Origin of the sequence: Leeia sp., from assembly GCF_041909055.1 — a bacterium.
GTDB classification, from domain to species: domain Bacteria; phylum Pseudomonadota; class Gammaproteobacteria; order Burkholderiales; family Leeiaceae; genus Leeia; species Leeia aquatica.
This window is the reverse complement of sequence record NZ_JAYREC010000002.1, coordinates 418,169-433,479: the sequence shown is the minus strand read 5'-3', so window position 1 is coordinate 433,479 and position 15,311 is coordinate 418,169. Positions and strand designations below refer to the sequence as shown.

The following is a 15,311-nucleotide window of genomic DNA, read 5'->3' as shown; positions in this document are numbered from 1 at the left end:
CTGCGCGTTGGTCATCGACTCCGCCATTTTCTGCATCTGGCCAATCAGGGCATGGGTTTCTGCCTGCTTGTCACCAGATAGCCCCAGTTGCATGCGTAGCTGGGCCAGCTCATCCTGCAACGCGCTGGCTTCTTGTTCTTTTTGAATCAGCTGAACTTGCAAAGACTGGATTTGCTGTTCGGCTTGCGCCAATTTTGCTGACTTTCCAAACATGGTTTACCCCCCGGTCATGAAGTTTCAGCATAGACCACCCCTCACGTTTCACCATCATAAAATCCAATGCCAAACGGGCCGGAACCGGTGGCTCACCCCCACCGGAACCGGCCCGTCTAGCCCACCCCTTACTTGGTCATGTCAACGTCGTACCACGGCGTAACATTGATCGGGCAGCGGTAGCGGAAACCATTGGCACTGATTTCCACGCGAGCGGTCTTGGTTTCACCCGGATTCAGGCCAAAACCACCCAGCAGTTCGTGCGACTTTTGGTCCTGCACATTGAAGCCCACAAACTTGCCCGCCTTATTGGTCACCACAAAGTCGTAGGTGCCCGGCTTCAGGCCGGTCAGGGTTTCATCGGCAGCAAAATAGCCGTTGTATTCGGTCAGGTGAATGGTGGTCACGCCATTCATGGTCTTGGGCGTATCCGCCATGGCCGACGGTGCAGCCACCATCAGGGCAACGGTAGAGGCCAGCAACAGCGCGTAAGATTTCTTGATCATGGTGTTTCCTTTCAGTAGCGTTAATTTGCACGTCACCGGCCATTCCGGTTGAACATGACGCCGATGTGGTGCGGTTTGCTGTGAACTGCACGACATCAGCGAGTGACGCCACTTTGCCATTTGCCACGAAAAAGAAGAATAAGCGTAAAATGGAATTTATCATTCCACTCAATGGAACTATCACATGGACCGCCTCCACTTGATGACTGTCTTCATTGCCGTTGCAGAAGAGGAAGGCTTTGCGGCGGGTGCACGGCGCATGGGCATGTCGCCGCCCGCCGTCACCCGCGCCATTTCAGCACTGGAGCAACGCCTGGGCGTCAAGCTGCTGCAGCGGACCACCCGCCATGTGCGGGTTACCGAAGCAGGCCAGCGCTACCTGGACGATGCCCGCCGCATCGTGGCCGAAGTCGATGAAGCCGACGAGGCTGCCGCCGGTATCAATGCCACCCCGCGCGGGCATCTGGCCGTCACCGCTCCGGTATTGTTCGGCAAGCTGCATGTGATGCCGGGCATTGTCGACTATCTGCAGCGTTATCCAGACATGGAAGTGGCGGCCCTGTTTCTGGACCGGGTGGTCAACCTGCTGGAAGAAGGCATGGATGTCGCCATCCGCATCGGCGCGCTACCGGATTCCGCCATGAAGGCCATCCGGGTGGGTGAGGTGCGACGGGTATTGTGTGCCGCACCAACCTATCTGGCACAGCATGGCAAACCGGCAGACCCCGCTGACTTACGTCAGCACACCATCATTGCCGCCAGCCATGTTTCCCCCAGCGTGGAGTGGAAATTCGCAGGTCCAGACGAGCTGCAAGGCATACGCCTCAAGCCCCGCCTCACCGTTACCAGCAATGACGCAGCGATTGAAGCGGCCCGCTGCGGGCTGGGCATCACCCGCCTGCTCTCCTACCAGATCACCTCCGAGCTCAGCACTGATGCATTACGCATCATCCTGCCGGAATACGAACCCGCCCCCCTGCCCGTGCATATCGTGCATCGGGAGAGCAAATATGGCTCGGTCAAGGTACGCAGCTTCATCGACCTGATGGCCGAGCACCTGCGGCGTACCCTGGCTGCCTGAGCCATCGCCTCGCCTGCGTTGACATCCCGGCGCGCTTTGACTTAGAGTGGTCGGCGCTCCGGGGTGCGGGCAGCCAATGGCTGTTCGCTGAGATGGCATCTGCCGAACCCGTGAACTTGAATCGGTTCGTACCGACGTAAGAAGAGCACACGGATATCGGCCAGGCCTCGCCCGGCCTGCGTCCGGCCTTCCTTTCGGTGCAACCGTCCTCGTTGCCTTGAAAGGATGGTCCGCATGAACGCCCCTCGCAATCCGGAAGCCCTGGCTTTCGATCAGCTGCAAACCCTCACCACGACACCGCTGCCTGCTTCACGCAAAGGCTGGCTCAGCGGCCAGCATTACCCGGACTTGCGCGTACCGTTGCGCGAAGTTGCACTCAGCAATGGTGAGCAGGTCGCCTTGTACGACACCTCCGGCCCCTATACCGACCCCGATAGCCGGATCGACATCCGCCAGGGCCTGCCCAGCCCTCGTCTTGCCTGGCTAGAAGCACGCGGAGACAGCGAAGCCTATGCGGGCCGTCCCTTGCAAAGCCTGGACGATGGCAGCCGTGATGCTGACGCCGTGCGCCTGCAACTCTTACGGCAAGAAACGGCGGGCCTGCAACGGCAACCCCGCCGGGCGCGTAGCGGCCGCAATGTCACCCAGCTGCACTATGCCCGTCGCGGCATCATCACCCCCGAGATGGAGTACGTGGCGCTGCGGGAGAACGGTAAACGGGCGTGGTTGCAGCCATACCAGGCCAACCTGCCCCGCCAGCAAAGGCTGGCCCCGCAAGGCATGGGCTTTGTACTGCCCGGCGAGATCACCCCTGAATTCGTGCGGGACGAAGTAGCGCGTGGCCGCGCCATCATCCCGGCCAATATCAACCATACCGAGCTGGAACCGATGATCATTGGCCGGAATTTTCTGGTCAAGGTCAACGCCAACATCGGCAATTCCGCAGTGACCTCCAGCATTGAGGAAGAAGTCGAAAAGCTGGTGTGGTCCATCCGCTGGGGGGCCGATACGGTGATGGACCTCTCCACCGGCAAGCACATCCACACCACCCGTGACTGGATCATCCGCAACTCGCCGGTGCCGATTGGTACCGTGCCGCTGTATCAAGCACTGGAAAAGGTGGGGGGGATTGCCGAAGACCTCAGCTGGCCGCTGTTCCGCGACACCTTGATCGAGCAAGCCGAACAAGGGGTGGATTACTTCACCATTCATGCCGGGCTGCGTCTGGCCTACATTCCGCTTACCGTCGGGCGGCGTACCGGTATTGTGTCTCGCGGCGGTTCCATCATGGCGAAGTGGTGCATTGCACACCATCAGGAAAACTTCCTCTACAGCCATTTCGAGGACATCTGCGACATCATGAAGCAATACGATGTCAGCTTCTCGCTGGGCGATGGCCTGCGGCCCGGCTCTGGTGCCGACGCCAATGACGAGGCCCAGTTTGCCGAGCTGCACACGCTGGGTGAATTGACCCACCTGGCCTGGAAGCACGATGTGCAGACCATGGTGGAAGGACCGGGCCATGTGCCGATGCACATGATCCAGGCCAATATGGACGAACAGCTCAAACACTGCCACGAAGCGCCGTTCTACACCCTGGGACCGCTCACCACGGACATTTCCCCCGGTTACGACCATATCAGCAGCGCCATTGGTGCTGCGATGATCGCCTGGCAAGGTACCGCCATGCTGTGTTACGTCACCCCCAAGGAACACCTGGGTCTGCCGGACCGGGATGATGTTCGGCAAGGCATCATCGCCTACAAGATTGCAGCACATGCTGCAGACCTGGCCAAAGGGCACCCCACGGCCCGCTTCCGCGATGAAGCCTTGTCCAAAGCACGGTTTGAATTTCGCTGGCAGGACCAGTTCAATCTGTCACTGGACCCGGAAACCGCACGCAGCTTTCATGATGAAACGCTACCGGCGGAAGGCGCCAAAGTGGCCCACTTCTGCTCCATGTGCGGCCCCAAATTCTGCTCGATGAAAATCAGTCAGGAAGTGCGCGAGTACGCGGGACAGCAATCGCAGGCGACAGCGGAGACGGTGCAGCAAGGCATGCAGGCGAAGTCGGTAGAATTCCGCCAGCGCGGCAGTGAACTGTATGTGCCGGAGCAGCAGGCATGAGCCTGCGCGTTGGCATCGTCGGCGCGGGGGTGCTGGGGCGGCTGCTGGCCAGCCGTCTGGCACGGAACGGTCAGCAGGTCGAGGTATTCGATGCGGCCCCGCACGCCGATGCACCTTTGGCCACCGGCTGGGTGGCCGCCGGCATGCTCAGCCCGCTGGCCGAGCTGGAATGCGGCAATCACGAGGTCTACACGCTAGGCATGCGCTCTCTGGCCTTGTGGTCAAGCTGGCTGCCGGCACTCTCCCAAGCGGTTCCCTTCGCGGTGGAAGGCAGCCTGCTGCTGGCGTTCCCGCAAGATAGGGGCAGTGCAGAACGCATCTTGCAGCAACTCAAGCACAAAGCCCCGGACTGGCAGACCCCTCCTACCCTCAGCAAAACTGAGCTGCATGCGCTGGAGCCTGCGCTGGCACCGCAGCTAATGGGCTGGCCGCTGTCCACCGAAGGTTACCTGCACCCCACGCTGGCCATGCAGTCGCTGTGGGCGGATGCTCAGCAGCATGGTGCACACGCCCACTGGGGCTGTACAGTGCACGCTACAAAGCCAGGGCAAGTCCAGCTTGAACACGAGACACGCCAGTTTGACTGGGTATTCGATACCCGTGGCCTGGGTGCACGCACAGACCTGCCCTTGCGCGGCGTGCGAGGGGAGATTTTCACCCTGCATGCCCCGGGGGTGGTGCTGACACGCCCCTTGCGCTTGCTGCATCCGCGCTACCGCGTCTATCTGGTGCCTCGTGCCGGTGAACACATTATGGTGGGGGCCAGTGAACTGGAGAGTGAAGACCGCTCCCCACCCTCGCTACGCAGCACCGTAGAGCTGCTGAGTGCCGCCCACAGTGTCATCCCGGCACTGGCGGAAGCTCGGGTGATTGCGGCACACAGCCACCTGCGCCCGGCGCTGCCGGACAATCTGCCGGTATTGCAGCAGCAGGCTGGGCTGACCCACATCAACGGCCTGTTTCGCCACGGCTGGCTGCTGGCGCCCGCGCTGGTGGAGCAAGCCATCACGCATCTGGCCCAGGAGCATGCTGCATGAGCACGATACGCCTGCACCTCAACGATCAGCCGGTGGAACTACCCGCCCCATTGACCCTGCTGATGCTGCTGGAACGGCTCGACATTGCCGCCGACAGCGTCGCTACCGCCGTCAACGGCCAGTTTGTCCCACGTGCCCAACGCGCCCACCACACGCTGCAGGCACACGATGTGGTGCTGACCTTTCAGCCCATCGTCGGAGGTTAAGCCATGTCCTATACCCTGGCCGGGCAAACCCTGCGTAGCCGCTTCTTCCTCGGCACCGCCGCTTACCCTTCCCCGCTGATCCTGCAGCAAACCATCGCAGCGGCGGGCAGTGAGCTGGTGACCGTCAGCCTGCGGCGACAGTTGCAGCCCGGCAACCTGCCCAGTGATTTCTACCGGATCATCCAGCACAGTGGCGCGCGACTCCTGCCAAACACGGCGGGCTGCCGCACCGCTAGGGAAGCCATCACGCTGGCACACATGGCCCGGGAACTGTTCAATACCCACTGGATCAAGCTGGAAGTAGTGGGCGACGACTACACGCTGCAACCGGATCCGGTGGAATTGCTCGAAGCCACCCGGCAATTACTGGCCGATGGCTTTGAGGTCTTCCCCTATTGCACCGATGATCTGGTGAGCTGCCAGCGACTGGTCGATGCAGGCTGCAAGGTGCTGATGCCATGGGGTGCCCCCATCGGCTCTGGCCAGGGCTTGCTCAATCCGTGGGCACTGCGTACCTTGCGCGCGCGCCTGCCCGACGTCTTTCTGGTGGTTGATGCGGGTATTGGCACCCCGGCCCATGCTGTGCAAGCCATGGAGCTGGGCTTTGACGCAGTATTGCTCAATTCTGCAGTAGCGCACTCACCAGACCCGGTGCGCATGGCCCAGGCCTTCCGGCTGGCCATCGAATCCGGGCGGCTGGCCTGGGAGGCGGGCATCATGCCCTGCCAGCCAATGGCTGTCGCTACCACCCCTGTCACCGGGAACCCTTTGCTATTATGAACATCCCCTACCGCCCCATCGTCTGGACCATTGCCGGTAGTGATAGCGGTGGCGGTGCCGGCATCCAGGCCGACCTGCGGGCGATTGATGCCCTGCATTGCCACGGCGCCAGTGTGATCACCGCACTCACCGCACAGAATTCCACCCGCGTGCAGCGGGTCGAAACGGTCAGCCCAGCCATGCTGAACGCACAATGGCAGGCGCTGGCAGAAGACCTGCCGCCACGTGCCATCAAGACCGGCATGCTGGGCAACGCTGCGCATCTGGCATGCATCGTGGAATGGATTGAACGTCTGCGCCAACAGCATGGCGTGCTGCCCTTGGTGGTCGACCCCGTGCTGGCAGCCAGTAGCGGCTACAGCTTTGCCGACGATGCGCTGCTGCAGGCGTACCGGTCGCACTTGCTGCCTACCGCCAGTGTCCTGACTCCCAACCGGCAAGAGGCAGCCCGCCTGGCCGGTATGTCCCCGCTGCACACTGACCATGATGTTGAAGCCTGCGCCCGGCGCTTGCAGTACCATCCGCAGCAAACGGTGGTGATTACTGGGGGAGACTGCGCGGGCAGCCAGAGTCAAGATTACCTGCTCTCCCCTCAGGCCCAGGGCTGGCTCAGCCTGCCGCGGGTAGACACCCCTCATAGCCATGGCAGCGGATGCAGCTTTGCCTCCGCCATCGCTGCGGCCCTGGCGCACGGCCACCCTGCGGCCGATGCCGTCATACTGGCCAAAATGGCGGTGCAACAAGGGCTGCAACACAGCTATGCCGCCGGGAGCGGTCGTGGGCCGGTGCACCTCAGCCCCGGCTTTGCGCAGCACCCCGGCCATTTGCCCGTGCTGACGTCACAGGTCATGCCCGCACCCGTGCAAGCCTTCCCCCGCCTCCGCAATCCGGACCTTGGGCTGTATGTGATTGTGGACAGTGCCGACTGGGTCGCCCGTGTATTGCGTGCCGGGGTGCGGACGGTGCAGTTGCGCATCAAAAACCAGAGTACCGAGCGATTACGATCCGCAATACGTACCAGCGTGCAGCTTGCAGCAGCAGCAGGGGCGCAGCTGTTCATCAATGACCATTGGCAGCTGGCGCTGGAGGAAGGTGCTTACGGTGTACACCTGGGGCAGGAAGACCTGATGCAAGCCGATCTGCCTCGCCTTGCTGCTGCAGGCCTGCGCCTGGGCCTCAGTAGCCATAGTTATTGGGAAGTTTGCCGGGCCTTGCCCATCCAGCCCAGCTATCTGGCCTGTGGCCCGGTGTTCCCGACCACCAGCAAGCAGATGCCCTGGCAGGCGCAGGGGCTGCACAATCTGTACTACTGGTGCCAGTTATTGTCGCTGCCGGTGGTCGCCGTCGGCGGACTGGACAGCAGCAATATTGCAGCGGCACGGCAGGCCGGGGCGGCGGGTGTCGCCCTGATTCGCGCGGTAACCGAGTCGCGCGAACCTGAAGCAGCCATCCAGCGGTTGCAGCAGGCCATCCAGGCGGCACAACCTGATATGCAGCAGCCACTGCCAGCGTGGGCAAACCCCTGCTTGCCCGGTGGCAGTACGCTCAGCGCTCGCGGGTAAGCCAGTATTCCCGCATCAGCTCATGAGTCCAGGCGGGCTGCTGCACGGCTTGCCTGGGCAGAAACTCCCGCATCACCGGCTTGAGGTCCAGCACCGGCGTACCGTTGATGGCGTCCAGCTCGGCGACCACCAGCCGCGTACCTTCAAGCCGGATCACACGGCAGATGGTGCTGCCGATGCGATTGGGGCGGTTTTTGCCACGCTGGGCAAAAATCCCCACCGCAGGCCATTCCGGGTTGTTGCGGGGGTGGCGCGCGCCATGCACGATCTTGGCTGGGTCCACTTCGTGGAACAAAAACAGTACTTCCACATGTGAAAAGCCGTCCAGCCCTTGCAACGCCTCGGCGCTATAGCCTTCCGTCAGGCTGATGACCGCTTCTTCGCCCCCCCAGAAATCATCCTCGGCGTGCGGGCGAATGCCTTCAACATAGCCAATGGCTCGGACGGTCACTTCCATGCTTTTCTCCAGACTGGACTGAGTGCCTCTTATTGAACCTCGGCTTCAGCCCTGAGCGCAAGTGACCATAACGTACAGTTTTTAAAGCATCACCAGTACTTGGGGTAAGCGGCCTTGCGAGTCAGATTGTGGTACAGCACCGCCAGTACGAGCAGCAGTGCGGCCCCTGCCGCTGTCGGCGTCAGCAGGAAAGACCAGCCTGGCTGGGTCAGAAAAACAATCACCGGATTGGAGCCCGCAGGTGGGTGCACAACGTTCAGAACCATCATCAGCATGATGGCCAGCGCCACCGCCAGCGCTGCAGCCCATAGCGATGGCCCCAGCAGATGCAGGCACAGCAAGCCTACCAGCGAGCTGAGCACATGCCCGGCAAGCACATGGCGAGGCTGCGAGAACGGCAGATCCGGATAGCCAAACACCAGCACGCATGTTGCGCCAAACGACCCCAGTAGCAAGCTCCAGTGCCCCCACTGACCAATATGGCCAAGCAGCAGAATGGTTAACGCTCCACCTGCCCCGCCTAGCAGAATGCTACGCCATGCCGGCCGTGGTGGCCGACTGGCACCCTCTCCCTTCAGTTTGCTCCAGAACATCGATCTTTCCTATCCACATTGTGTAGACAGATCTGTCTACTTAATTCAAGTCTAACAACAAGTAGACAGGTTCGTCTACAATCTACGCATCATGATCGCTTCCCTCAGCGCCCGCGAGCGCATCCTGACTGCCGCGCACGACTTGTTCTATCAACAAGGCATCCGTGCAACCGGGGTCGACCGCGTCATTGCCGCTGCCGGCGTCACCAAGGTCACCCTCTATCGTCATTTTCCCAGCAAGCAGGCGCTGGTGATGGCCTACCTTGATTACCGCCATCAGTTGTGGATGAACTGGCTGGATGCCGCCTTGCTGCGCCATGGTGGCCCCGCTGTCTCGCCCGCAACCTGCCTGACTCACACCATGCAGGAATGGTTTACCGCACCAGATTTCCGGGGTTGCGCCTTCATCAACGCCGTGACGGAGCTGGCGCATGAGTGGCCCGAAGTAACGGCATGCTGCCGTGCCCACAAGCAGGACATGATCCAGCAGTTAGCCGCCTTGCACGCAGGCACGTCCGCTGCCCTCTGGGCCCAGCGTGCAGCCTTGGTGGTGGATGGGGCCATCGTTCGCGCACAAAGTGGCGAGCCTTTGCCTGCGCTACTGCAGGACGTGCATGCACTGCTCGGTAGCACGTCATGATTGCGCCGGGATGGATCAGCCTCGCCAGTCAGCAGCACCACGGTACTTAGGGAGTTGGTCATCCCCTCCCGCCAGCTGGTGATCGTCAAGCTTGGCGCGGCACACCACTCGGATGGGCTCTTGCCGGGCATGGATCGACTGGTTGCTGCTGTAGTCGGCAGCCTGAACCCGCAGCAACCGTAGTCAGGGAATGGCGGTCACGCTGGCAGGCAGTGCAACCCCTGCAGGCCATACAACCCAGTACTGCAAGGGCTGGCGCATCTTGCCCGCCAGTTCACCTGCAGCCTCGCCAAAGCCGGTGAACAGGTCAGCCCGAACCGTGCCGCGGATGGCGCCGCCAGTATCCTGCGCCAGCACCAGGCGCCACACCGGCTGCTCCAAACCCGGCAAGCGGGTGGACAGCAGCACTGGCGTACCCAGCGGGATGCTTTGCGGATCAACCGCGATACTGTAGCCCGCCGTCAGCGGCACGCCCAGGCTACCCAGCGGGCCATCGTTACTGCTCGGCATGGGCTTGAAGAACACATAGCTGGGGTTGCTGCCCAACAGCGCAGCCACCCGGTCCGGATTACGCTGTGCCCATTGCTTGATGCCCTGCATCGAGGCACTGGCGGCGGTCATCTCGCCACGCTGCACCAGCTCGCGGCCAATCGACACGTAGGGGTGGCCATTCTGCTCGGCATAACCCAGACGCAGTTGCCCGCCTTGCGCCAGCTGGATACGCCCCGACCCTTGTACGTGCAAAAAGAACAAATCCACCGGATCGTCCACCCAGGCCAGAATCGGGGTATCGGCAGGCAGTTTGCCTGCATCGATCTCGGCACGGCTCAAGTAAGGCAGCACCCGCTTGCCCTCCAGTCGCCCACGAATGCGATTGCCTTTGAGCGTGGGGTACAAGGCCCCCAAATCAACCGTCAGCAGGTCTTTCGGTGTGCCATACACTGGATAACGAAAGCGGGTGGTTTGGCTACTACTGCCTTGCAGCAGAGGCTCATAGTAGCCGGTCAGCATGCCCTCCGCCTGCCCCTCGATGCTGCTGACCTGGTACAGGGTGAAGCGAGCTGGGTCTTGCAATACAGAAAGCGGTAGCACCGGCCATTGCTGGCAGGCTGCCCGCAAGGCTTCGTGCAGTTTGCTGCCCCCCTGGCAATTAAGCTGCCAAGCCTGTTGCAGGCCTGCCGTCTCCAGCTGCCCTGCAGCTACAGGCCACGGCACCGCTTGCCAGCGAATACCCTGCGGAGCCGTGGGCTCACTCACAGGTTTGGGCGTTACAACGGGTTTATCCCGCTCGCCCTGTGGCAGCGCGCTGCACGCCAGCAGAAACGCACTCAATACCAGTACCGCACCCCACCCTCGCATCACACCTCCTCAAAACAAACAAGGCACGCCGAAGCGTGCCTTGTTCATTCTAACCCTAACCGCGATCAGAAGGTATGCTGGATACCGATCTGGATGCTGCGCGGGTCAGAACCACGGGCGGTGGTGAAGGTGCTGCTGTTGTTGCCGCTGTAATCCACACCCGGTGCGCGACCGTTGATGAAGAAGTTGTATGCGGCGTTCTGCTTGTTTTTGAACTGCGAGTACGATGCATACAGCGTAGTACGCTTGGACAGATCATACGCGTAGGCCAAGCCCAGGTACTGGGTACCCGTATCCTTGGTGCTGGACAGGTTGCCCGCACGACCATAGGTCGCAAACACGTTGTTCTTGCCCCAGGTATGGCTAGCCGTAATCGCCCAGGCTGTACGCGATGGCGACAGGTTGACTTCCTTGCCAAGCAAACGCGACGTATTCACAGCCTGCTGCAATGCTGCATTCGGGCTGGCGTTATACTTGATGCGCTCAACGATGAAGCCAATGCGAGTAGAACCATCAAACAGGTAGCTCATCGACAGCTTGATACCGGTCTGCTTGGAGTGATTACCCGCCCCCAGCTTGGAACCATTCAGCACGGATGGGCTGATGGCCGTACCGTTCGGATCCAGCGGCAGCTTTACCCCGGCGGACGCCAGGCTGCTACCCAGGATGGAACCCAGCGAGCCACTGGCTGCGGTGCCAGGCTCCAGTGCATTACCAGTGATCACGGTAGGACCATCGTGCCGCTCGATGTAGTCCAGCCCCATGGCAAACGGGCCGCTGTTATAGCCACCATGCAGTGCCCAGGTGTAATCATCCAGGCCTTTTGCATCCTTGTTTTCCTTGGTGGCATACAAAGCACGGAACTGGAAGCCACTGAACTTGGGTGTGGTGTACTCCAGCACGTTATCCATGCGCCCGCCCAGATAAACCGATGAACCACCCGCCCCGGTCGTGGACACTGGTGCCAGGAAGGTCAGGAACTGCTCACCCGGGTTATTGAACAAGCCCATGGTCGTCATGGCAATGGAAGACTTCCCGCCAGCCAAGTCCGCCACAAAAAGATGTTCGTGGTAGTAAACCGGCAGGTGGCCCAAACGGACCTGGCCAAAGTCATCCGACTTCAGACCGACGAAGGTGGTAGAGCTCCCCAGCTTGGTCGAAGAGTTACTGGTACGCGTGCCATCAGAGTCAATGTTGTTGGTACCTTCACCCGTGCCATCCGGGCTGATGGCAGATTCAATCTGCCAGATGGCTTCCAGGCCATCCCCCAAATCTTCCCGCCCTTTGAAGCCCAGATAAGAAGCATTATCTGTCACCCGGATGCGGGATGCCGTGCTTTGCCCGCCGATGGTAACCGGGCTTGCCGTCACGGAAGTACCGGAACCAGGTTGAACCACAAAACCCGTGTATTGCAAACCCGGACTGGCACCATTGGCACCGATGCTTTCAACGCTGGTATTGATTTTGCCGTAAATCTCTACATTTGAGCTGTCTGCCAAGACAGACAGGCTGGCGCATGCGCCGAACACTGCCAAAGCAATCTTGCTGTGTTTCATCGTATCTCCTTCGTTATCGGACTGCTTGCCACTAACTGATGTAGGGGTCGATTTGATTCTGCCGAACGCAGGTTCACCAATCAAGCGCTTTGGTAAAAAAAAGTAAATGCTGATTCACGGTGTTGCGGGGCTGCAACCCCATGATTTTACTTAGCATACAAAGTCATGCAGCACACATGAATGCCAATTCACATATCTGTCATGCAGCCATCATGGCGTGTCGGTATAGTGAGGGAGAAACTGACCTATAGAAGGAGTTCCGATGCGTTACTTCGGTATGCTGCTGACCCTGCTGTTCAGCCTGTCTGCATCGGCTGGGGAGTATGTACTGGCGTTGAGCTGGCAGCCCCGTTTCTGTGCTACGCACACCGACAAGCCGGAATGCCCCGCTACAGCAGCACGTCACCCGCTGACCTTGCACGGGTTGTGGCCGCAGCAGAACGAGTATTGCCAGATACCCGCTGAGGCCATTGCCAACGATCGCCAGCATCGCTGGGACGCGCTGCCTCAGCCCGCCACGCAAGCCGACACCCAGGCTCGATTGGCGCAGGTCATGCCGGGCGTGCTGTCCTATCTGGACCGCCATGAGTGGACCCGTCATGGCAGCTGCGCCGGCACGGATGCAGATACCTATTTCCGTCAAGCCATACGGCTGACCGAGCAGGTGCAGCAATCTCGCCTGGCCACTTTGTTGCGGCAGCAGCAAGGACAAACCATTCCCTTGCAAAGCTTGCAAAATGCCGCACGTGAACTGAATAGCCAGCGCAACAGCGTGGAGTTTCTGTGCGAGCAGCAGCAACTGACTGAGATCCGATTGCAGCTGCAGGCCGGGCAAGTGCAGCAGCTGCAGCTGGACATGGGCAATCCCCGCCCTTCTCGCCCGGCTCCGCGCAAAGCCTTGTGCCGCAGCGGGCTGGTGCAGCTGTCACCCGTTCAGTGATCAGTACGGGCTAAACAAAAACGCCACCTTGCGGTGGCGTTTTGCTTGGGCAGACCCGTTGCCCAATCAGCGTTTGCTGTTCAAGCGCGAAGCAATGCGCATGCGCAAGGCGTTCAGTTTGATGAAGCCACCTGCGTCGGCTTGATTGTAAGCACCGCCATCATCATCAAAGGTGGCAATGTTCATGTCAAACAGCGAGTTGCTCTTCGAATCCCGGCTGACCACGATCACATTGCCCTTGTACAGCTTGAGGCGTACCCAGCCATTGACGGTCTGCTGGGTGTGGTCGATCAACACCTGCAGCGCCTTGCGCTCCGGTGCCCACCAGTAGCCGTTGTAAATCAGGCTGGCGTAACGCGGCATCAGGTCATCTTTCAAATGCGCCACTTCACGGTCCAGCGTGATGGATTCAATGGCACGGTGCGCCCGCAGCATGATGGTACCGCCCGGGGTTTCGTAGCAACCGCGGGACTTCATGCCAACATAGCGGTTTTCCACCAGGTCCAGACGACCAATGCCGTGCTTGCCACCCAGACGGTTCAATTCGGTCAGCACCTGGGCCGGGCCCATGCGCTGGCCGTTCAGCGCCACAATGTCACCGCGCTCGAATTCCACATCCAGATATTCTGCCGCATCCGGCGCCGCTTCCGGACTCACCGTCCAGCGCCACATGGCTTCTTCCGCCTCGGCGCTCGGGTTTTCCAGATGGCGACCTTCAAAGCTGATGTGCAGCAGGTTGGCATCCATTGAGTAGGGTGCGCCACCTTGCTTGTGCTTCATGTCAATCGGAATGCCCGCTTTTTCAGCATAGGTCAGCAGCTTCTCACGGGACAGCAAGTCCCACTCACGCCACGGTGCGACCACTTTCACATCCGGCTTCAAGGCGTAGTAGCCCAGTTCAAAGCGAACCTGGTCGTTGCCCTTGCCGGTGGCACCGTGGGACACCGCATCCGCCCCCACCTGGTTGGCAATCTCAATCTGACGCTTGGCGATCAGCGGGCGGGCAATCGAGGTCCCCAGCAGGTACTCACCCTCATAAATGGTGTTGGCACGGAACATGGGGAACACAAAATCCCGCACGAACTCTTCACGCAAATCATCAATGAAGATCTGCTTGACACCAAACATCTCCGCCTTCTTGCGGGCGGGCTCCAGCTCTTCACCCTGGCCAATGTCAGCGGTAAAGGTCACCACTTCACACTGATACGTATCCTGCAGCCACTTCAGAATCACCGAGGTATCCAGACCGCCGGAGTACGCCAGTACCACTTTTTTTACGTCAGACATGTTCTACCTTTCGTGCATCAATACCCGGTGGCGCTACGCGCCACCTCAATCATTCACCTGACCCAGCAGCAGATACTCCATCAGGGCCTTCTGCGTATGCATGCGGTTCTCCGCCTCATCCCACACCACGCTTTGCGGGCCATCCAGCACCTCGGCAGACACCTCCTCACCGCGGTGTGCCGGCAGGCAGTGCATGAAGAGCGCGTCCTTGCGGGCCAGCGACATCAGTTCCGCCGTCACCTCATACGGTTCGAAGTCCACCTTGCGCTGCAGCGACTCCCGCTCAAACCCCATCGACACACACACATCGGTCGTCACGATGTCTGCACCGGCCACTGCCTCACGCGGGTCGTGCAGCTGTACAAAGTGTTTGTCATCATAGGCAGCGCCATCCACATCCTTGAACATATAGCCCTTGGGGGTTGCAGCGCGCAGCTGGAAGTTGAACAGCTTGGCGGCCTGCCGCCAGGTATAGGAAATATTGTTGGCATCCCCCACCCAGGCCACCACCTTGCCTTCAATCGAGCCACGATGCTCGATATAGGTAAAGATGTCCGCCAGAATCTGGCAGGGGTGGAATTCATTGGTCAATGCATTGATCACCGGCACTTTGGATACTGACGCAAAGCGCTCGACAATACGCTGCTCAAAGGTACGCACCATGACGATGTCCGTCATGCGCGACACCACGCGCGACACATCCTCAATCGGCTCGCCCCGCCCCAGCTGGGAATCGCTATTGGAGAGGAACAAGGCATGCCCGCCCAGCTGCGCCATCCCCGCTTCAAACGCCACCCGGGTACGGGTGGAGTTTTTCTCGAAGATCATGGTCAGCACCTTGCCCACCAGCGGGCGATACAGCTCCCCGGCTTTCCAGCGGCGCTTCAGCTCAGCGGTTCGTCGGAACAGGTACTGATGTTCATCCAGAGTGAAATCGCTGAACTGCAAGAAGTGCTTGACCGCCATA

Annotated in this window: 15 protein-coding genes, 2 pseudogenes and 1 riboswitch; of the genes and pseudogenes, 10 read left to right on the top strand and 7 right to left on the bottom strand. The window is 60.4% G+C overall.

What is annotated here, in order from left to right:
- Positions 1–341: 341 nt before the first annotated feature.
- Positions 342–719 carry a hypothetical protein gene (locus ACE3O2_RS07890; protein WP_168875450.1) on the bottom strand — a complete coding sequence of 126 codons (378 nt, stop codon included), beginning with the start codon at positions 717–719 and terminating at the stop codon, positions 342–344.
- A gap of 184 nt (positions 720–903) precedes the next feature.
- On the opposite strand from ACE3O2_RS07890, the gene ACE3O2_RS07885 reads away from it, so the two are divergent.
- The 7 genes and pseudogenes from ACE3O2_RS07885 to thiE form a co-directional block, all read left to right on the top strand.
- Positions 904–1,800, top strand: coding sequence for a LysR family transcriptional regulator (locus tag ACE3O2_RS07885; RefSeq protein ID WP_374336331.1), 897 nt, complete (start codon positions 904–906; stop codon positions 1,798–1,800).
- Positions 1,801–1,849: 49 nt separating this feature from the next.
- A riboswitch (TPP riboswitch) is annotated at positions 1,850–1,960 on the top strand.
- Between the two features lie 74 nt (positions 1,961–2,034).
- Complete coding sequence (gene thiC / locus ACE3O2_RS07880; RefSeq protein ID WP_374336329.1) at positions 2,035–3,927, top strand: phosphomethylpyrimidine synthase ThiC; 1,893 nt, start codon at positions 2,035–2,037, stop codon at positions 3,925–3,927.
- Positions 3,924–4,964 carry an FAD-dependent oxidoreductase gene (locus tag ACE3O2_RS07875; protein WP_374336327.1) on the top strand — a complete coding sequence of 347 codons (1,041 nt, stop codon included), beginning with the start codon at positions 3,924–3,926 and terminating at the stop codon, positions 4,962–4,964. Before thiC ends, ACE3O2_RS07875 begins: the two co-directional genes overlap by 4 nt.
- Complete coding sequence (gene thiS / locus ACE3O2_RS07870; protein WP_374336325.1) at positions 4,961–5,170, top strand: sulfur carrier protein ThiS; 210 nt, start codon at positions 4,961–4,963, stop codon at positions 5,168–5,170. The genes ACE3O2_RS07875 and thiS overlap by 4 nt, the downstream gene beginning before the upstream one ends.
- 3 nt (positions 5,171–5,173) lie before the next feature.
- Positions 5,174–5,950: a thiazole synthase gene (locus tag ACE3O2_RS07865; RefSeq protein ID WP_374336323.1), complete on the top strand. Its 777-nt coding sequence runs from the start codon at positions 5,174–5,176 to the stop codon at positions 5,948–5,950.
- A pseudogene (thiD, locus tag ACE3O2_RS07860) lies at positions 5,947–6,729 on the top strand (bifunctional hydroxymethylpyrimidine kinase/phosphomethylpyrimidine kinase); the annotation flags it as partial. The gene ACE3O2_RS07865 and the pseudogene thiD, both read left to right, overlap by 4 nt.
- 69 nt (positions 6,730–6,798) lie before the next feature.
- A pseudogene (gene thiE, locus ACE3O2_RS07855) lies at positions 6,799–7,413 on the top strand (thiamine phosphate synthase); the annotation flags it as partial.
- A gap of 82 nt (positions 7,414–7,495) precedes the next feature.
- On the opposite strand, the gene ACE3O2_RS07850 reads toward thiE, so the two are convergent.
- Positions 7,496–7,969, bottom strand: coding sequence for an SAM-dependent methyltransferase (locus ACE3O2_RS07850; protein WP_374336321.1), 474 nt, complete (start codon positions 7,967–7,969; stop codon positions 7,496–7,498).
- An 89-nt stretch (positions 7,970–8,058) separates the two neighbouring features.
- Positions 8,059–8,562, bottom strand: a complete 504-nt coding sequence (locus ACE3O2_RS07845; RefSeq protein ID WP_374336319.1) for an HPP family protein — start codon at positions 8,560–8,562, stop codon at positions 8,059–8,061.
- A gap of 91 nt (positions 8,563–8,653) precedes the next feature.
- On the opposite strand from ACE3O2_RS07845, the gene ACE3O2_RS07840 reads away from it, so the two are divergent.
- Positions 8,654–9,202, top strand: coding sequence for a TetR/AcrR family transcriptional regulator (locus ACE3O2_RS07840; RefSeq protein WP_374336317.1), 549 nt, complete (start codon positions 8,654–8,656; stop codon positions 9,200–9,202).
- A gap of 54 nt (positions 9,203–9,256) precedes the next feature.
- Positions 9,257–9,385, top strand: coding sequence for a hypothetical protein (locus ACE3O2_RS07835; protein ID WP_374336315.1), 129 nt, complete (start codon positions 9,257–9,259; stop codon positions 9,383–9,385).
- Here the strand turns inward: ACE3O2_RS07835 and ACE3O2_RS07830 are convergent, their stop codons facing one another.
- Entirely contained in the window at positions 9,386–10,561 is a 1,176-nt protein-coding gene (locus tag ACE3O2_RS07830) for a murein transglycosylase A (protein ID WP_374336313.1), read from the bottom strand. It abuts the gene before it with no gap.
- 65 nt (positions 10,562–10,626) lie between these two features.
- Positions 10,627–12,117: a porin gene (locus tag ACE3O2_RS07825; RefSeq protein ID WP_374336311.1), complete on the bottom strand. Its 1,491-nt coding sequence runs from the start codon at positions 12,115–12,117 to the stop codon at positions 10,627–10,629.
- Positions 12,118–12,379: 262 nt separating this feature from the next.
- Here ACE3O2_RS07825 and ACE3O2_RS07820 point away from each other — a divergent pair, with 262 nt between their 5' ends.
- Positions 12,380–13,057: a hypothetical protein gene (locus tag ACE3O2_RS07820; RefSeq protein WP_374336309.1), complete on the top strand. Its 678-nt coding sequence runs from the start codon at positions 12,380–12,382 to the stop codon at positions 13,055–13,057.
- A 66-nt stretch (positions 13,058–13,123) separates the two neighbouring features.
- On the opposite strand, the gene ACE3O2_RS07815 is transcribed toward ACE3O2_RS07820, so the two are convergent.
- Both ACE3O2_RS07815 and argF read right to left on the bottom strand, forming a co-directional pair.
- A complete protein-coding gene (locus ACE3O2_RS07815; RefSeq protein ID WP_374336307.1) occupies positions 13,124–14,344 on the bottom strand; it encodes an argininosuccinate synthase in 1,221 nt (406 codons plus the stop codon).
- Positions 14,345–14,389: 45 nt separating this feature from the next.
- Complete coding sequence (gene argF / locus ACE3O2_RS07810; protein ID WP_374336305.1) at positions 14,390–15,310, bottom strand: ornithine carbamoyltransferase; 921 nt, start codon at positions 15,308–15,310, stop codon at positions 14,390–14,392.
- Position 15,311: the final 1 nt, after the last annotated feature.

What these genes read in the sequence shown, in the direction of transcription:
- ACE3O2_RS07820 (WP_374336309.1), top strand. Translation starts at nt 12,380, where the DNA reads ATGCGTTACTTCGGTATGCTGCTGACCCTGCTGTTCAGCCTGTCTGCA.
- ACE3O2_RS07845 (WP_374336319.1), bottom strand. Translation starts at nt 8,562, where the DNA reads ATGTTCTGGAGCAAACTGAAGGGAGAGGGTGCCAGTCGGCCACCACGG.
- ACE3O2_RS07890 (WP_168875450.1), bottom strand. Translation starts at nt 719, where the DNA reads ATGATCAAGAAATCTTACGCGCTGTTGCTGGCCTCTACCGTTGCCCTG.
- ACE3O2_RS07865 (WP_374336323.1), top strand. Translation starts at nt 5,174, where the DNA reads ATGTCCTATACCCTGGCCGGGCAAACCCTGCGTAGCCGCTTCTTCCTC.
- thiS (WP_374336325.1), top strand. Translation starts at nt 4,961, where the DNA reads ATGAGCACGATACGCCTGCACCTCAACGATCAGCCGGTGGAACTACCC.
- ACE3O2_RS07875 (WP_374336327.1), top strand. Translation starts at nt 3,924, where the DNA reads ATGAGCCTGCGCGTTGGCATCGTCGGCGCGGGGGTGCTGGGGCGGCTG.
- ACE3O2_RS07840 (WP_374336317.1), top strand. Translation starts at nt 8,654, where the DNA reads ATGATCGCTTCCCTCAGCGCCCGCGAGCGCATCCTGACTGCCGCGCAC.
- argF (WP_374336305.1), bottom strand. Translation starts at nt 15,310, where the DNA reads ATGGCGGTCAAGCACTTCTTGCAGTTCAGCGATTTCACTCTGGATGAA.
- ACE3O2_RS07850 (WP_374336321.1), bottom strand. Translation starts at nt 7,969, where the DNA reads ATGGAAGTGACCGTCCGAGCCATTGGCTATGTTGAAGGCATTCGCCCG.
- ACE3O2_RS07825 (WP_374336311.1), bottom strand. Translation starts at nt 12,117, where the DNA reads ATGAAACACAGCAAGATTGCTTTGGCAGTGTTCGGCGCATGCGCCAGC.
- ACE3O2_RS07830 (WP_374336313.1), bottom strand. Translation starts at nt 10,561, where the DNA reads ATGCGAGGGTGGGGTGCGGTACTGGTATTGAGTGCGTTTCTGCTGGCG.
- ACE3O2_RS07815 (WP_374336307.1), bottom strand. Translation starts at nt 14,344, where the DNA reads ATGTCTGACGTAAAAAAAGTGGTACTGGCGTACTCCGGCGGTCTGGAT.
- ACE3O2_RS07885 (WP_374336331.1), top strand. Translation starts at nt 904, where the DNA reads ATGGACCGCCTCCACTTGATGACTGTCTTCATTGCCGTTGCAGAAGAG.
- thiC (WP_374336329.1), top strand. Translation starts at nt 2,035, where the DNA reads ATGAACGCCCCTCGCAATCCGGAAGCCCTGGCTTTCGATCAGCTGCAA.